The 17,108-nt window shown below is 62.5% G+C and carries 9 protein-coding genes; 1 reads left to right on the top strand and 8 read right to left on the bottom strand.

The features are described 5' to 3' along the window. Positions 1–2: 2 nt before the first annotated feature. From ASF58_RS16620 to ASF58_RS16630, 3 genes are read right to left on the bottom strand one after another with little or no spacing between them, the layout of a single operon-like run. Positions 3–1,064: a glycosyl transferase gene (locus tag ASF58_RS16620; RefSeq protein WP_055954839.1), complete on the bottom strand. Its 1,062-nt coding sequence runs from the start codon at positions 1,062–1,064 to the stop codon at positions 3–5. Next, positions 1,061–2,173: a glycosyltransferase gene (locus tag ASF58_RS16625; RefSeq protein ID WP_055954842.1), complete on the bottom strand. Its 1,113-nt coding sequence runs from the start codon at positions 2,171–2,173 to the stop codon at positions 1,061–1,063. Before ASF58_RS16625 ends, ASF58_RS16620 begins: the two co-directional genes overlap by 4 nt. Beyond that, positions 2,166–3,248, bottom strand: a complete 1,083-nt coding sequence (locus ASF58_RS16630; RefSeq protein ID WP_055955435.1) for a glycosyltransferase family 4 protein — start codon at positions 3,246–3,248, stop codon at positions 2,166–2,168. Before ASF58_RS16630 ends, ASF58_RS16625 begins: the two co-directional genes overlap by 8 nt. 869 nt (positions 3,249–4,117) lie before the next feature. On the opposite strand from ASF58_RS16630, the gene ASF58_RS25235 reads away from it, so the two are divergent. Further along, the gene (locus ASF58_RS25235; protein ID WP_082513134.1) at positions 4,118–5,185 is read left to right on the top strand and encodes an HD domain-containing phosphohydrolase; all 1,068 of its coding nucleotides are present in this window, start codon (positions 4,118–4,120) and stop codon (positions 5,183–5,185) included. Between the two features lie 58 nt (positions 5,186–5,243). Here ASF58_RS25235 and ASF58_RS16640 read toward each other — a convergent pair whose 3' ends face one another. The 5 genes from ASF58_RS16640 to gltB form a co-directional block, all read right to left on the bottom strand. Further along, positions 5,244–6,626 carry a 3-deoxy-7-phosphoheptulonate synthase class II gene (locus tag ASF58_RS16640; protein WP_055954848.1) on the bottom strand — a complete coding sequence of 461 codons (1,383 nt, stop codon included), beginning with the start codon at positions 6,624–6,626 and terminating at the stop codon, positions 5,244–5,246. 181 nt (positions 6,627–6,807) lie between these two features. Beyond that, positions 6,808–7,113 carry an RNA polymerase sigma factor region1.1 domain-containing protein gene (locus ASF58_RS16645; protein ID WP_055954851.1) on the bottom strand — a complete coding sequence of 102 codons (306 nt, stop codon included), beginning with the start codon at positions 7,111–7,113 and terminating at the stop codon, positions 6,808–6,810. Between the two features lie 65 nt (positions 7,114–7,178). Next, positions 7,179–9,482 carry an FdhF/YdeP family oxidoreductase gene (locus tag ASF58_RS16650; RefSeq protein WP_055955438.1) on the bottom strand — a complete coding sequence of 768 codons (2,304 nt, stop codon included), beginning with the start codon at positions 9,480–9,482 and terminating at the stop codon, positions 7,179–7,181. A gap of 115 nt (positions 9,483–9,597) precedes the next feature. After that, positions 9,598–11,028: a glutamate synthase subunit beta gene (locus tag ASF58_RS16655; protein WP_055954854.1), complete on the bottom strand. Its 1,431-nt coding sequence runs from the start codon at positions 11,026–11,028 to the stop codon at positions 9,598–9,600. Positions 11,029–11,225: 197 nt separating this feature from the next. Beyond that, complete coding sequence (gltB, locus tag ASF58_RS16660; protein WP_244477377.1) at positions 11,226–15,860, bottom strand: glutamate synthase large subunit; 4,635 nt, start codon at positions 15,858–15,860, stop codon at positions 11,226–11,228. Positions 15,861–17,108: the final 1,248 nt, after the last annotated feature.

Genomic DNA, 17,108 nt, shown 5'->3' on the forward strand with positions numbered 1-17,108 from the left:
GCCTAACGGCGACGAGCGTCGAGGCGATCCGCCATGTCGCCGATGAAAGAGACGGTGCGGGCGATCACGCCCGGCCGGGTCAGTCCGCCGATGACGCCGGGATCGAGCCGTTCCGCGGCCGCGATGATCGCCGGCCACGCGGCAGGCTCGGGCCAGGACTCGCAATGCAGTGCCGCGCCCATCGCGGAAAGGGCGCGCGATTTTTCGATCTGCTCATCGAACGCTCGTGGTTCGGGAAGGCAGATGAAGCGCTTTCCCGCCGCCGAGACCGCCGATACGACCCCGTCGCCACCTCCGCCGACCACCAGATCGGCTCGGGCGAGATAGGGGGCTGGATCGCCGACCCATCCGTGCAGGTGCAGGTTCGGCGGAATATCCGTCCCCCCGCCGTCGACAGGACCGAGTACGTGCCAGTGGCGATCCGGCACGGCCGTCGCGGCCGCAACGAGATCCGCCCTGTGCCCACCCGTCCCGCCGCGCCCATAGATGACGAGGATCGATCCATCCGCCTTCGTCGACCGGCTCGCGGCAGGCTCACCGGAGAGCAGTCCGGCATAGAACGTCTTGGCGCGAACCCATTCCGGCATCTCGGCCGAGTCGAGTTCGGGCGGGAAGAACGCGAGCAGGCGCTCAGCGCTTCGGAAGGCTTCGAGATGCGGGATGTCCGTGCGTGTACCGGCAAGCCGAACGACCAAGGTCGGCACGGACATCAGGCGTGCGAACAGAGCAATTTCCACCGACACATCGACGATAATCAGCGCGGGATCTGCGGCGTCCATCCAAGCCGCGAGGCGGCCCATTCGCGCGCGCACATTGTCGGCGCCGACAGGCGCATAGTGCAAGCCATGCGGGCGCTCGGCTGATCCGTCTCGCCCATCGAAGTCGCTGCCAACCCGATCATCGGGCAGCTCGAGAACTGAACCCGGTGCCTCGCCGGTGTCGAAATTCGAAAGCGTTCCGACCAACGTCATCGGGCGATCGAGCGCCCGAGCGATCAGGCAGGCGCGCTGCCAATGTCCGGCGCCCTGGTGGTGAACGTAGTAGCCGACCGGACGCCGACTCATGCGACCTGCGCAGTACGCGCGGGCTGTGATCCGCGCAGCATCGTTTGGAGACCGGTCAAAGCCTCATCGAGAGGAACCGGGACCGCCTGAGGAATGCCCTCACCCACCTGAGCCTCGACCCGCTCGACGAGCGCGATTCCGTTCGGGCACGTCTCGCAATCGATGGCGGCAAGGTCGGCGTCGGAAACGCCCATCGCGCGCAGAGCCGCCGCTGTCCCGTCCGGGTGCATGAAGCACTGCGCAAGCCTGCGGCGTCGCTCGATCAGCGCACGCCAATGAGCCGCCGACGGCAGACTGTAGGTTTCGAGCCCCTGTGCCACCCGTGTCCGGCGAAGCATCTCAGTCGCCATTCCGCCAGTCACGCGGCCGGTTCCCCGATCGGAAACGGCGATTGAGACCCCGGGACAATGCCGGACGCGTCCGCCGTACCAGCGCACCCGCGCCACCAAAGCGTTGTCTTCACCACAAGGGAGCATCGGCAACCCACCGACGCGACGATAGAGATCGGCACGCAGGGCAAGGCTGGCGGCGACATGATCGCCGTGACGGGGGGCTGGATCGTGGGTGGGCGGGTCAAGGACCTCCTCGAGGCGACGCACTGCCACCCAGTACTCCTCAATCCGCGCATGGAGCGTAGCGAGACGAGTGTCACCCGCCGGCGCCTCGCCGTGAAGCACGAGGCGTCCGCCCACCAGTTCGGCGTTTCGCAACGCGCGGAGATTTGCCGTCACCCAGTCTGCGGGTGCCACAGCGTCGGCATCCGTACTGATGAGGACGCCCTCGGTGACGCCCTCCTGATCCAACCAGGCGGCACCCGCATCCAGGGCACGACGCCGCGCAGTGCCGACATGGGCGTCGGGTGACGCGATCGTCGCCTCGATGATCCGCAGCGCGAGGTGCGGAATTTGCGCGTTCTGTTCCAAGGCATACAAGGTCGCCACCGTGTCATCGGTGCAATTGTTTGCGAGAACCACGACGCGCAAACACACGCCATCCCCGGTGCCACTCTGCTGGTCGAGAGACCGTATCAGACGGGGCAGTACCTCCGCCTCGTTCCGGGCGGGAACACAGACCACCGCGCGAGCGAGAGAAAGATCCGGCTCACGCATTGCTAACCCGGGCAGCGACAGCGGTATTGGCTGCCCTCTGAAGCTCCAGAGCGTAGAGGGCTTCGTACTGATCGGTCATGGTGTCGGCATCGAACAATTGCTCCGCCCGGCGCCGGCAATCGGCGCGGGAGAGGCTGATGGCCTGCTTCACAGCGCGACCGAGGTCGGCGACATCATCCGCCGCTGCCAAGACACCGCAAGAGGCATCGAGGATGTCGGGGATCGCACCGCGCCGAAACGCCGCCACCGGCGTCCCACAGGCCAGGAATTCCGCAAGAACGAGCCCGAAGGGCTCCTCCCAGCGCGGCGTGCAGAGAGCGACATGGGCGTTCGCGACATGAGCCGCCAAGGCGTCGTGTCCAAGATGCCCAAGATAGGTCACATCTTCGCCGAGGCGCGGCGCAATCTCATCATCCCAATAGGCCGGATTAGAGCGTGGCCCCGCAAACTTCAGGGGCAGGCCGGCGGCGCGCGCCGCATCGATGGCTAGATGAGGCCCCTTCTCGGGCACGAGCCTGCCCATCCAAATCGCGTGCGGCTCGCCCAGCGGCTTCGCTGCGTAGGCAAAGGCCGTGAGATCGATGCCATTGCCGATTACCTGAGGATCGCCAATCAGGTCATGCCATTCACGGGCGAGCGACGGAGAGACGGCCGCGAACGACATATCTCGCGCCCGCGCCCGCACGCCGCGGACGAAGGGCTCGAAAGGTGGCGTATGCAGGGCCGTCACTATCGGAACGGCGAGTTCACCAGCGCGCAGCAGGGGGAGGAAGTGCAGGCTGTTGTTGTGGACGAAATCGTATCCACCGGACACGACGGCATCCATGATCCTAACATAGGCAGAATTCTCAGCTGCATCGATCCGGGCTTCCGAAACATCGTCGAACGCGCATCCCGTTGGAGGGCAGACGGCGACCAACCGAAAGTCGCCCTGCGACCCCTCAGACGCGTAGAGCGTCACATCGTGGCCGCGAGCCTGGAGGGCTGACGCGAGCAGGTGTGTGTGCATCTCCAACCCTCCCGAGAACGGCTGTGCGATCGGGAACTTGAGATGCGCGATGATGGCGATCTTCACAGGATGCAGGACACGATGTTCGAGGAAGCGAAGCGTCTGATTGGCATCATCCACGCCGCGGATTTCCACACCACAGGGATGCGGGCACGAGATACATGGACATCACGAACCACAACGTAGCGTGAACAAACGCAGAGATTCCGTTTCGGTGTGCGCTCACTTGCCTAGTCGGCAGACCGGCGCCTCAACAAGAATAAGGGCTGTGCCAGAGCCGCCACATGGTGGCTCGCTCGTCTCGTCCATCATGGAACATGCGCGGGAAGCGTCTGTCATAATCACTTAAATTGGAAACCGCGACCAATCATGCGCCAACGAGCTGTATCAGCGAGGATAAAAGCTCGCTAACGAACCAAGCTACCTAGTGTTAAAGTTTTTAAATCGATAGAAAGCTATCGACATAACAATATTAATAAAATTCAAACCAATTATACAAATCGTTTTGGTCTAGATATATTGAATTATAAAAATTCGCTCTGACTAAGGGGAAACAAGAACGAGCTTCGATTTCGCCCAGTCTCACAGTTATTTTTATTTCCGCCTAAGATTGAATTTTTTATAGATACGCGACTCAGGGTTGTTGACGGTTCCTAATGTTTGTAATCGGGAGTTTACGCGTTGAGAACACTTAGTGGCAATGATGGTACTACGTTGGGCTCCCGCAATCGTATCATATGACAAGTCCAGCGATGCAGTGTATTTTATGCGCGGATGTCACTGGGTGAAATATTTCTGACAGCCTTCCCTTGTAATTGAAGTATCTTCGTAAGCTTGCCTAGTTGAAAACGGTGTCTCGAAAACAAGCTGTGCCGCCAGAATCCATCCCGTAGTCGGGATGCGTGATTAAGGTCGTCGAAGGAAGCCTGCACGTCATGGCGCAAGGAGCCATTTACCTGCTCACTGATCGTCCAGATCGGAGCGCCGCGTTAGAAACGCTGATCAGAACGATCGGATCGTGCGAGGTCATTGCCGCCAGCGACGATCATCCGGTGAGCGTTCGTCCCATCGCGATCGTGTCCGATCTTACTCTAAGCCGACGCGAGTCAGTGAGCCGTCTTCGTAACTTTCTGCACGACGGCAAAGTGACCGATCTGCCGGTCATCTGCCTCCTTCGATCGACGACAGACCATGACTTGCGTCAGGCCCGCAACCTCGGCGCAACGATCTGCTTTCCCGCCTATACCGCGCCGCACCTCGTGGTGCAGGCGCTTCAGGCGGAGATCAAGCCAGAAGAACCGGATCTTGTTTCACAGCCTGTGCTTCAGAACGTAACGCGCGCCAAGGAAATTCTGAACGGCCTCTTCGACGGCGTCCGGGGAGGTGGCCCGATTTCGCTGGCACAGGTCGATGCCGGGCTCGATCCGATCCTCGCTGCCGTCAAAGAAGGCGGCCTGACACGTTGGCTTGAGACCGTTTGGACCCATGATGATGCAACGTATCAACACTGTCTGCTCGTTGCCGGCGTTGCGGCTCAGTTCGTGTTACATCTCGGCTTTCGCACCGACGATCGCGAACATTTCGTGCGTGCCGCCCTGCTGCACGATGTCGGCAAAGCGCAAATCCCGCTTGAGATCCTGAACAAACCCGGGCGTCTCGATGCCGACGAGTTGGTCGTCATGCGCCGCCATCCGGTGATCGGTTACGACATTCTACGTGAAAGCGGATGTGATGCGGCAACCCTTGGCGCGGTGCGCCATCACCACGAGATGCTGGATGGATCGGGTTATCCGGATGGCCTTGTAGGATCGGAGATCAGCGACACCGTTCGGTTGCTGACGATCTGCGACATCTACGCGGCTCTCACAGAGCGCCGCTCTTACAAGAAGCCGATGCCACCGCGAGAAGCACTGGCGATTCTGTCAGGGATGACGGGGAAACTCGAAATGAGCCTCGTGCAGCATTTTGGAAATGCAATGCTGCAACCAGGCTCTCACTCCTGAGAACGAGACGTCGGAAGACCCTGAACAGCTCCTCCGACGTCGTCCGCTGAACCGAGCGCTACTCGGCAGCGTCGAGGCGCGGGCGTTCGAACGCCGATCGCTCTCGCTTCACGAGTTCCGCTGTCAGGAATGCTACTTCCAGAGCCTGTTCAGCGTTCAAGCGTGGATCGCAGTAGGTGTGATAGCGATCGCGCAAATCTTCGGCCGTCAGCGCCCGCGCGCCTCCGGTGCACTCCGTCACGTCCTTGCCGGTCATCTCCAAGTGGATGCCGCCCGCGATGGTACCCTCAGCACGATGGACGCCGAAGAAGCCTTCGATCTCCTGCATTACACGCTCAAACGGACGCGTCTTGAAACCTCCAGCTGAGATCGTGTTGCCATGCATGGGATCACACACCCACACCACTTTGCGACCCTCACGCTCGACAGCCCGGATCAGGCCGGGGAGGTGGTCGCCTACCTTGTCTGCTCCGAAACGACAGATCAGCGTCAGGCGCCCCGCCTCGTTGGCCGGATTGAGCTGGTCCACAAGTTGGATCAGACCCTCGGCGGTCATCGACGGACCGCACTTGAGACCGATCGGATTCCTGATACCGCGCGCGTATTCGACATGCGCATGATCCGGCTGGCGGGTTCGATCACCGATCCAGAGCATATGGCCTGACGTAGCGTACCAGTCGCCGCTCGTTGAATCGACACGGGTGAGTGCCTCCTCGTAGCCCAGGAGTAGAGCTTCGTGGCTGGTGTAAAAATCCGTGGTTCGAACCTCTTGGTGCGTCTCCGGATTGATGCCGATGGCCCGCATGAAATCGAGAGTCTCGGTCATCCGCTCGGCGCAGTCGGCGTATCGCGAGGATTGCGGTGAATCCTTCACGAAACCGAGCATCCACCGGTGCGAATTTTCCAAATTTGCGTACCCACCAGTTGCAAATGCACGCAATAGGTTGAGCGTTGCCGCCGACTGGCGGTACGCTTCGAGCTGACGACGCGGGTCGGGCACGCGCGCCTCCTCCGTGAAGGTCAAACCATTCACGATGTCCCCACGATAGCTTGGCAGGGTCACTCCGTTGATCGTCTCGTTTGGTGAAGACCGAGGCTTCGCGAATTGACCGGCGATCCGACCCACCTTCACCACAGGCGAACCGCCCGCGAAGGTAAGCACGAGAGCCATTTGCAGGAACACCCGGAAGAAGTCGCGAATGTTGTCGGCCGAATGCTCGTCGAAGCTCTCGGCGCAATCTCCTCCCTGCAGCAGGAACGCTTCGCCGGTCGAGACACGAGCGAGAGCCGACTTAAGCTTGCGCGCTTCGCCTGCAAAAACGAGGGGTGGAAAGCTTGCGAGCTGTGACTCAACCGATTCTAGCGCGGAAGCGTCCGGATAGGCCGGCACCTGCTGGATCGGCAGGTTCCGCCAGGTCTTCGGTGTCCAACGCTCAGCCATAATCGTCTCCGTTCCGCCTTTCGGTCGGCTCCGCACGGCGGAGGGCCCCGCGGAGAAGCGCGGCTTATAGTGCGGTTCTTCGACAGAGGCGAGAGTTGACGAGCCGGGGCTGCTATTCGTGCCACGCGCGAGAGGCTGGAGTGGAAAGATCGCTTGTCGATCCCAGATAAGACTTGACTGCTCAGTCTCGACCAGGATCACCGTCTTCGATAGCAATGCCGTGCTCCGACAGGATCCAAAAAATTGCTTCTAAATCCTCCGCACTGACATCTCGCGGCGGCAACGCCTCCTCCAAATCGTCATAGGTCAGACGCCGTTGGCGCTGAGCCTGAGCCTTGGCCAGAAGCACATCGATTACGGCGCGCATGTCTTCCGGTAATCCGTCGTGACTCTGCCTTCGCTCGTTCGAGGCCGAGCGCAGAGCCTGGGAGAGCATCCGGTCAATAATGGCTTGGCGGCGGCCATGGGCGTCGTCGGAGCGTTCCATCCTGTTGGTTATGGGTCCGCGGCGCCGGCCGTCGAGGGGACCAGCGCCGGAAAGTCGTCTTCGTGTCAGTCAGCGACGGCGATCGGCGTCCCCTTCCGGATCCGCACCGGGATCGCCTTGGCAGCCGGCGTCTTAGCCTGCTTGTCATAATGCCAGAGAGGGATGAGCGCGTTCAGCTCCGGATAGTAGCCGCCGACGTTACCCTCCGGGATGCTATACTTGATGATCCGTAGACCGTTGACCTCGCGCAAGAACTCGTCATCGGCGTCGGCAGAAAGATCCACCATCTCGCCGTCAGCGAGACCAAGACGTTCCATGTCATTGCTGCTCATGAAGAGCACCATCCGCGTGCCCTTCACTCCACGGAAGCGGTCGTCGTAGCCGTAAATCGTCGTGTTGAACTGATCATTCGAGCGCAGGGTAATCAAGTCGAGCACGTCGCGCCGGTTACTGCGCATGTCTGGGTCGGCTTCCAGACCGCCCGGAACAGTGAAATTGGCCTTACCGGTTTCGGTTTCCCATTTGCGGTCACGCGCCGCGAGGGGTTTGTGGAGGCCTCCCGGCTGAAACATCCGGCCGTTCAGGTCGTGGAAGACATCCGGGTAGGTAGCCTCGATTGCCGCCCGAACCCGAGCGTAATCACCGACCCAACCGTCCCAATCGACCTTCGGGTTCGACGGCAGCAACGCCTTCGCCAACTCGGCGACGATCCACGGCTCGGAACGCACCTGATCGCTCACCGGCTTCGTCTGTCCGCGAGAGCCGTGAAAGCAGGAAGTCGAATCCTCCATCGAGACCGATTGGGGGCCGCTCGCCTGCATGTCGACCTCGATGCGGCCGAGGCAGGGCAAGATATAGGAGACGGCACCATGGACAAGATGCGAGCGATTCAGTTTGGTCGAAATTTGCACCGATAGGCGCAACCCCCGCCAAGCTTCTTCCATCCGAACGGTGTCGGGCACGGCACGGACGAAGTTGCCGCCGAGACCGATGAAAGCCTTTACCTCGCCGGTGACGATGCCCTCGCAGGCCTCGACGGTATTGCGACCCTTCTCGCGCGGTGGCTCGAAGCCGTAGAGGTCTTTCAGTTTATCGAGGGGGGCCAGCTCAGGTTTTTCCGTAATGCCAACTGTACGTTGTCCCTGGACGTTAGAATGACCACGGACTGGACAGAGCCCAGCTCCTGGCCGACCCACATTGCCGCGTAGAAGCATGAGATTCACGAGCATCTGGACACCCTCGGTGCCACGTCGGTGCTGGGTCAGGCCCATGCCGTAGACCGCGATGACGGAACGGGCGCGCCCATAGACCGTAGCGGCAGCCTCCAGAGCCTCGCGTGTGAGCCCGGATCGTGTTACAATGTCTGTCCATGACTGGGAATCGCAGAACGCGACGAAATCGCGGAAGCCGTGGGTGTGTTCAGCGATAAAATCGACGTCAAGGATACGCGGGCGACCGACTTCCATCGCCTCTCGGTCAGCGGCGATCAGGACCTTGCACATGCCGGTGATCGCCGCGAGGTCTCCTCCGGCCTTCACCTGATGGTACTGGGTCGAGATCTCGGTCGAGCTGCGGGTCAGCATTTCGGTGGTCGATTGCGGGTTCGTGAACCGCTCCAGTCCGCGCTCCCGCAGCGGATTGAACGTGATGATCGGAACGCGCCGCTTCCGTGCCTCCTGGAGAGGGTGGAGCATACGTGGGGCATTCGAACCGACGTTCTGTCCAAAGAAGAGGATCAGGTCGGTGGACTCGAAATCCTCTAGGATGGTGGTGCCCACCGCCGACCCAATCGAGGATTTGAGGCCGACCGAGGTCGGCTCATGGCACATGTTCGAGGAGTCGGGCAGGTTGTTGGTGCCATGCATCCGCGCCATCAGCGCGTACATGTACGACGTCTCAAGCGAGGCACGGCCGGAAGTGTAGTAGATCACCGCATTCGGATCGAGGGCACGCAGCTCCCGCCCGATTTCCGCGAAAGCCTCTTCCCACGACACCGTTACGTAACGGTCACTGTCCGGGTCATAGCGGAGGGGATGGGTCAGGCGTCCCTTCTCCTCAAGAGCGTAGTCCGTCCAGCTCAGGAGTTCCGTCACAGTGTAGCGCTGGAAGAAGTCGGGCCCAACCCGCTTGGCAGTTTGCTCCCAAACCGTCGCCTTCGCCCCGTTCTCACAGTACTCAAACGTGTTGGGCTTGGCCGGCTTCGACCAAGCGCACGAAACGCACATGAAACCGTCGGATTTGTTCTGCTTCATCAGCAGGGCCGCGCCCGAGACGGGGATTTGTTCGCGCGTTAGAATCTCAGCGAGGGAGCCCGCAGAACCCCACCCTCCCGCAGGGCCATCATAGGGTTCGATCTTGGGTTCGGCCATCGGTTCGGTCATGCGCGTGTCCCGACATCTTAGGTGTCAGGACAGCAATGATGCGCAGACCCGGCGTGTTCCGGACTGCGACGGCGAGACGTCGCAATCCGGTTCGACATCCCCCTCAGCGCGGCAGTATGCTCGCGCCCATCAGAGCTTCGTCGATCGAGCGCGCCGCTTGGCGGCCTTCGCGAATCGCCCATACCACAAGGGATTGTCCGCGCCGCATATCACCGGCTGCGTAGATTTTCTTGTTCGAAGTCCGGTAATCGAGTTCGTTCGCCGTGACGTTGCCGCGCTTGTCCATGACGACGCCGGACTCTTCCAAGAGGCCCTTGCGGACCGAGCCAGCGAAGCCGATTGCCAGGAACACGAGGTCGGCGGGCAACGTGAACTCACCGCCCGGGATAGGCTGACGCTTCTCGTCGACGCGGGTGCAGACTACGCCAGTGAGCTTGCCCTTCTTGCCCTCCAGGCGCAGCGTGGCCGCTTGGAACTCGCGCTCGGCGCCCTCGGCCTGACTGGAGGAGGTGCGCATCTTGGTCGGCCAGTATGGCCAGACCGATAGCTTGTCCTCGCGCTCCGGCGGGCGCGGCCGGATGTCGAGCTGTGTCACGGACAAAGCGCCCTGACGGAATGAGGTGCCAACGCAATCCGAAGCGGTGTCACCACCGCCGATAACGACGACGTTCTTCGCCGTGGCGAGGATAGGAGCCTCGCCGTTCCCCGGCATCGGCTCGGCACCGACGCGACGGTTGGACTGGACCAGGAACGGCATGGCGTAGTGCACGCCCTCCAGCTCCTGGCCCGGGAGCTGCGGATTCCGCGGGTCCTCCGCGCCGCCAGCGAAGAGCACCGCGTCGAACTCTGCGGTGAGTTCATCGAGCGGCTTAGTCACCCCGACATTCACGCCGTAGTGGAAGCGAACCCCCTCGCCTTCCATCTGTTTCACGCGCCGATCGATATGGCGCTTCTCCATCTTGAAGTCGGGAATTCCATAGCGAAGCAGGCCGCCGGCCTTCGGCTCGCGCTCGAAGACGTGGACCTCGTGCCCGACACGGGCGAGTTGCTGCGCCGCCGCCAATCCCGCTGGTCCGGAACCAATCACTGCGACTTTCTTACCGGTCGTATGGTCGGCGGGCTCGGGCTTGACCCAGCCGTTATTCCAGGCGCGGTCCGCGATCGCCTGCTCGATGGTCTTGATCGCCACCGGCTGGTTCTCAAGATTCAGCGTGCACGCCTCTTCACAGGGAGCCGGGCAGATACGGCCGGTGAATTCCGGAAAATTGTTGGTGGAGTGAAGGTTGCGTGCCGCCTCCTCCCAGTCGGACTGATAAACGAGCTCGTTCCAGTCTGGGATCTGGTTATGCACCGGACAACCCGTTGGACCGTGGCAGAACGGGATACCGCAATCCATGCAGCGGGCCGCCTGCTTCTTGAGATCATGCTCGTCGAGAGGCAGTGTGAACTCGCGGAAGTGGCGAACGCGATCAGCGGCGAGCTGATACTTCTGCTCCTGCCGGTCGAATTCGAGGAAACCCGTGACCTTGCCCATCGTCTGACCGTCTTTCGCGAGTCTGTCTGATCCGTCGCGCGGAAGGCGGCCCCTACGGCCTAATCCGCTCTCTCCCGGCAGATCGATCTTCGACCGACCTGCCTCATGCGTCAGCCATCTCTCGGTGCTGACCCATGCAACCCCCGGTTCATCGATGAACCGGGAGCCGCTTCGATAGAATATCAGTCGAGCCGCGCCTACTCGGCCGCCACCGGCATCCGCGCCATCTCCATTTCGCGCAGGGCACGCCGGTACTCCACCGGCATCACCTTGACGAACTTGGTGCGGTAGCCAGCCCAATCATCGAGGATCGCCTTGGCACGCGGAGAGCCCGTGTACTTCAGGTGATTGGTGATCAGCTGAGACAGGCGTTCCTCATCGTGGCCAGACATGTCGGCCAGGATGTCGACACGGCCCTTCGTTTCCAGGTCACCGTCCTGGTGGAACCGACGCATGAGGTCGTCTTCCTCCTCGACGGGTTCGAGATCGACCATGGAAAGGTTGCAGCGAGCCGAGAACGAGCCGTCCTCGTCGAGGACATAGGCGATGCCGCCCGACATGCCGGCCGCGAAGTTACGTCCGGTTTCACCGATCGACACCACCACACCGCCTGTCATGTACTCGCAGCCATGGTCGCCCATGCCCTCGACCACCGCGATGGCACCCGAATTACGGACCGCGAACCGCTCGCCGGCCGAACCGCGGATATAGGCCTCACCGGCAATGGCTCCATACAGAACGGTGTTGCCGGCCATGATGGTGTGCGAGCCCGGCGCCCGCAGGGCGTCGGAGGGACGGATGATCAGCTTACCGCCAGATAGACCTTTGCCGACGTAGTCGTTGGCGTGGCCGGTAAGCACCAGGGTGACGCCGGCCGCCAGCCAAGCGCCGAAGCTCTGGCCGGCGGTGCCCGACAGCTCCACCTGAATGGTGTCGTCGGGCAGACCCTCGTGGCCGTACCGCTTGGCCACGGCTCCCGAAAGCATGGCGCCGGCCGTACGATCCGAGTTCCGGATCTCATCCCGCACCACCACCGGTTCTCCGCCATCGAGGGCCGACTGAGCGCCGGCGATCAGGCGACGGTCGAGCACCGTATCGATCGGGTGCTTCTGCTTCTCCGTATGCCGGATCGCGACATGCTCGGGGACCTCCGGACGGTGGAACAGCTTCGAGAAGTCGAGGCCGCGCGCCTTCCAATGATTGATCACCTCTAAGGTGTCGAGGAAGTCGGCCCGCCCGATTAGGTCCTCGAGCTTGCTGAAGCCCATAGACGCCATCAGCTCGCGCAGCTCCTCGGCCACGAAAAAGAAGTAATTGATCACGTGCTCGGGCGTGCCCTTGAAGCGCTTGCGCAGGACGGGGTCCTGCGTCGCCACGCCCACCGGGCAGGTGTTCAGGTGGCACTTGCGCATCATGATGCAGCCGGCCGCGATCAGCGGAGCGGTGGAGAAGCCAAACTGATCGGCTCCGAGCAGCGCCGCGATCAGGACGTCACGGCCCGTGCGGATGCCGCCATCCGCCTGGAGCACGACGCGCCCGCGCAGGTGGCTGAGCACCAGCGTCTGTTGGGTCTCGGCCAAGCCCGTTTCCCAAGGGCCGCCCGCGTGCTTGATCGAGGTCAGCGGAGCCGCACCGGTGCCGCCGTCGAAGCCCGAGATCGTGATGTGATCGGCGCGTGCCTTCGCCACGCCCGTGGCGACCGTGCCGACACCGACCTCGGAGACAAGCTTCACCGAAACGTCGGCGGATGGGTTCACGTTCTTGAGGTCGAAGATTAGCTGCGCCAGATCCTCGATCGAGTAGATGTCGTGATGCGGCGGCGGCGAGATCAGGCCGACGCCGGGGGTGGCATAACGGACCTTTGCGATCTTGGCGTCGACCTTGTGGCCAGGTAGCTGCCCCCCCTCGCCCGGCTTCGCGCCCTGCGCGACCTTGATCTGCATCATGTCGGAATTGACCAGATACTCCGTCGTGACGCCGAAGCGACCGGAGGCGACCTGCTTGATGGCCGAGCGGCGCGAGCGGCCGTCCGCCATCGGCTTGAAGCGCTCGACCTCCTCGCCGCCTTCACCGGAATTCGAGCGACCACCAAACGAGTTCACCGCGATAGCGAGGGTCTCGTGTGCTTCCTTGGAGATCGACCCGTAGGACATGGCGCCCGTGGCGAAGCGCTTGACGATGTCGGCTGCTGGCTCGACCTGATCGATCTCGATCGGCGCACGGCCGAGTTCGGCCGCCTGCTTGATACGGAACAGGCCCCGGATGGTCTTGAGGTGGTTCTCCTGCTCGTTCACCAGCCGGGCGTATTCACGGTAGCGGTCGGGTAGGCCAAGGCGCACCGCATGCTGGAGCGTTGCGACGGAATCTGGGGTCCAGGTGTGGCTCTCGCCGCGCAAGCGGTAGGCGTACTCGCCGCCGACATCGAGGGCGGTGCGGTAGATCGGCGAGTCACCGAAGGCGTCGCCGTGGCGCCGCGCGGTCTCCTGCGCGACCTCGGCCATGCCGATGCCCTCGATCGTCGTCGCCGTACCGAAGAAGTCGCGTGCCACGAAGGACGAGTTCAGGCCGATCGCGTCGAAAATCTGCGCGCCGCAATAGGACTGATAGGTCGAAATGCCCATTTTGGACATAACCTTGAGCAGGCCCTTATCGATCGACTTGATGTACCGGTAGACAATCTCGTCCGGCGTCAGGTCCGGCGGGAACTCGTCCTTCATCGCGATCAGTGTCTCGAAGGCGAGATACGGGTTGATCGCTTCGGCGCCGTAGCCGGCCAGGCACGCAAAGTGATGCACCTCGCGCGGCTCACCCGACTCGACCACGAGACCGACCGAAGTCCTCAGCCCCTTGCGAATCAGATAATTGTGCACGGCAGCCGTCGCGAGGAGCGCCGGGATCGCGATGCGATCCGGCCCAACACCGCGATCCGACAGGATGATGATGTTGTAGCCGCCGCGTACGGCGACCTCGGCCCGGTCGCAGAGGCGATCGACAGCGCCTTCCATCGCCGCCGCACCGGTCTCGGCCGGGAAGGTCATGTCCAAGGTCTTGGTATCGAACCGGTCCTCGAAATGGGAGATCGAACGGATCTTCTCGAGATCGCCGTTGGTGAGGATCGGTTGGCGAACCTCGAGACGCTTCTTGCGGGAAGCGCCTTCCATATCGAGCAGGTTGGGACGCGGGCCGATGAACGAGACGAGGCTCATCACGGCCTCCTCGCGAATCGGGTCGATCGGCGGGTTCGTGACCTGCGCGAAGTTCTGCTTGAAGTAGGAGTAGAGCGACTTCGGCTTGTCAGACAACGCCGAGAGCGGCGTGTCCGTACCCATGGAGCCGACGGCCTCCTGGCCAGTCACAGCCATCGGCGCCATGAGGAGCTTGAGATCCTCCTGGCTGTAGCCGAAAGCCTGCTGGCGATCGAGGAGCGACACGTCGGAACGTGAGGCCCGTGGGATCACCGGCTTCAGGTCCTCAAGGACGATCTGGGTGTTCTTGACCCACTCGGCGTAGGGATGCGCGGCGGCAAGCTCGCTCTTGATCTCTTCGTCGGAGACAATGCGACCTTTCTCTAGGTCGATGAGCAGCATGCGGCCGGGCTGCAAGCGCCAGGACTCGACGATCTTCTCGTCCGGAATCGGCAGTACGCCCATCTCGGAAGCCAGCACCACGAGGCCGTCGTCGGTCACGAGGTAGCGGGCCGGGCGAAGGCCGTTGCGGTCGAGGGTGGCGCCGATCTGCCGGCCATCAGTGAAACAGACGGCAGCCGGGCCGTCCCACGGCTCCATCAGGGCAGCGTGATACTCGTAGAACGCACGGCGCTCCTCGCTCATCAGGGGATTGCCGGCCCAGGCTTCCGGGATGAGCATCATCATCGCGTGGGCCAGCGAGTAGCCACCCTGAACAAGGAACTCGAGGGCGTTGTCGAAGCACGCGGTGTCGGACTGTCCCTCATAGGAGATAGGCCAGAGCTTCGAGATGTCGTTGCCGAACAGCTCAGAATCGACGCTCGCCTGGCGCGCCGCCATCCAGTTGACGTTGCCGCGCAGCGTGTTGATCTCGCCGTTGTGTGCGACCATCCGGTAGGGGTGCGACAGGCGCCAAGTCGGAAAGGTGTTGGTGGCGAAGCGCTGATGCACGAGGGCGAGTCCCGAAACGAAGCGCTCGTCCTGCAGGTCGCGGTAGTAGTCACCGAGCTGATCGACCAGAACCATGCCCTTGTAGACGATAGTGCGGGTCGAAAGAGACACGGGGTAGTAGGTGTTCGCGCGCTCGTCCTTCAGACCGTAGACCTTGTTCGAGATCACCTTTCGCGCAGTAAACAGTCGACGTTCAAAAGCGTCCTCATCCGCCACCGTGGTGGGACGGCCGATGAAGATCTGCCGGTGACAAGGCTCCGTCTCCTTGACCATCACCCCAAGGTCGCTCGGATCGACCGGGACGTCACGCCAGCCAAGGAATGGCAGACCCTCGTCGACCAGAGCCTTCTCGACGATCTCTTCGACGAGGCGACGTGCCTCCTCGTCCTTGGGCATGAAGAACTGACCGACTCCGTAATGGCCGGGCTCGGGCAGGGTGATGCCGAGGGCCTCGCACTCGGCCTTGAAGAAGGCGTGCGGGATCTGCACGAGGATGCCGCAGCCGTCGCCCATCTTCGGATCGGCGCCGACGGCACCGCGATGGTCGAGGTTCTTCAGGATCTGCAGGCCCTGCTGAACGATGGCGTGGGTGCGCCGGTCGTGCATGTCGGCGACGAAGCCGACGCCGCAGGCGTCGCTTTCACGAGCCGGATCGTAGAGCCCCTGGGCTTTCGGTAGGGCCTGGTCACGTACGATGAGCGGCGCAGTCCCGTCGCGAGTGGCGGGAACCGACGCCTGCAGCGCCCCGAACTCAGAAGATGCGACCACGTCCACCATCTTTCGCCTCCGACCTGCCCGCAAGCGAGCATGTTTCATGCCCAGAGCCTGAGAGGCGTCCGGGTTTTGTCTCTCGACAGCGTCGGCTCTGGGCGGGTTCTTCGGTCAGGAAGCGCCCGCAACTCGCGGGCTCGACGCCGGCTTGGTGTCAAGCCGTGCGGGCCCGGATCGCCATGATGGCGACCGGCTTCGAATCTCGTTTGGTCGCCGGCAACGTCACCTGAGCGAGATCCTCACAGCCATCCGGACAGGCACCCCGCCGGGAATGGGACAGCTCTACTGTCCTACCGATGAAAAGTGACAGATTTTAATCGGTCCAGCAAGGGTGTGCAGGTTAGCACGCTGCGGTTTTCGAGCGCATGGTTCCAGCAGACGGAAGGCCTCATTGCCGCAGGTCCCTGCAAGATTGGAACGACCGATGTCCGTCGGAGCGAAGCCCACGGTCGTCACCCCGCAATCTTGCCCCATTCCGGCTGTCTACACGGCGTGCCGAGCACAAGCGGCGTGCGGGGATTGTCCCGAATCCCGGCGGACCTTGGAGCGGAGGACCTGCGCCAACAGCAGGCCTCCGCGCCGACATCACTCTGAATTTCATCGCGATGGTCTCGTCTCGCAGGAAGCCCATGCGTGCATCCTCCTCATTCCGCGGTCTGTCGGCGGGTCTCCTGACGCTTTGGGCTGCGAGCGTCGCTCAGGCGCAATACGCTTACGAGCCTGATCTCCTTCTCCCGCCCCGTGCTGTCGTGTGGCGGCTCAGTGACCGCGGATTCACGGACGTTACGCGTCCGCGCTTCGATGGGCAGGCGTATGTTGTCGAGGCATCCAACCCGTATGGCGAACGCCTGCGCCTCTTCGTCGATGCGCGCGACGGCCGAATCGTCGGACGCCAGCGCCTCGACGCTGGGCTCGACGCGATCCCGCGCGTTGTGCGCCGTGAACCTGGCTATGGGTGGACGGAAGAGGACGAGGCTCCTCGTCGGCGAATTCGAGGAGCCGAGCGAATCATTCCTCCTGCGGACATCCCTTTCCCGCAGGATCAGGCTCGCCGGACGCGTCCTGAACCTATCGGGCGCCCGGATCTCGCGGCTCGATCGGTAACCGGATCACGGGCCGTTCCACAGGCAAGGCCTGAGCCTGGCGATCAGAATCCCATGGGCTTGAATCCCG

Origin of the sequence: Methylobacterium sp. Leaf125, assembly GCF_001423085.1 — a bacterium.
Classification (GTDB): domain Bacteria; phylum Pseudomonadota; class Alphaproteobacteria; order Rhizobiales; family Beijerinckiaceae; genus Methylobacterium.

Bases quoted from the DNA above. Each gene is read 5' to 3' on its own strand.
- ASF58_RS16625 (WP_055954842.1), bottom strand. From the start codon at position 2,173: ATGCGTGAGCCGGATCTTTCTCTCGCTCGCGCGGTGGTCTGTGTTCCC.
- ASF58_RS16645 (WP_055954851.1), bottom strand. From the start codon at position 7,113: ATGGAACGCTCCGACGACGCCCATGGCCGCCGCCAAGCCATTATTGAC.
- ASF58_RS16640 (WP_055954848.1), bottom strand. From the start codon at position 6,626: ATGGCTGAGCGTTGGACACCGAAGACCTGGCGGAACCTGCCGATCCAG.
- ASF58_RS16650 (WP_055955438.1), bottom strand. From the start codon at position 9,482: ATGGCCGAACCCAAGATCGAACCCTATGATGGCCCTGCGGGAGGGTGG.
- ASF58_RS25235 (WP_082513134.1), top strand. From the start codon at position 4,118: ATGGCGCAAGGAGCCATTTACCTGCTCACTGATCGTCCAGATCGGAGC.
- ASF58_RS16655 (WP_055954854.1), bottom strand. From the start codon at position 11,028: ATGGGCAAGGTCACGGGTTTCCTCGAATTCGACCGGCAGGAGCAGAAG.
- ASF58_RS16620 (WP_055954839.1), bottom strand. From the start codon at position 1,064: ATGAGTCGGCGTCCGGTCGGCTACTACGTTCACCACCAGGGCGCCGGA.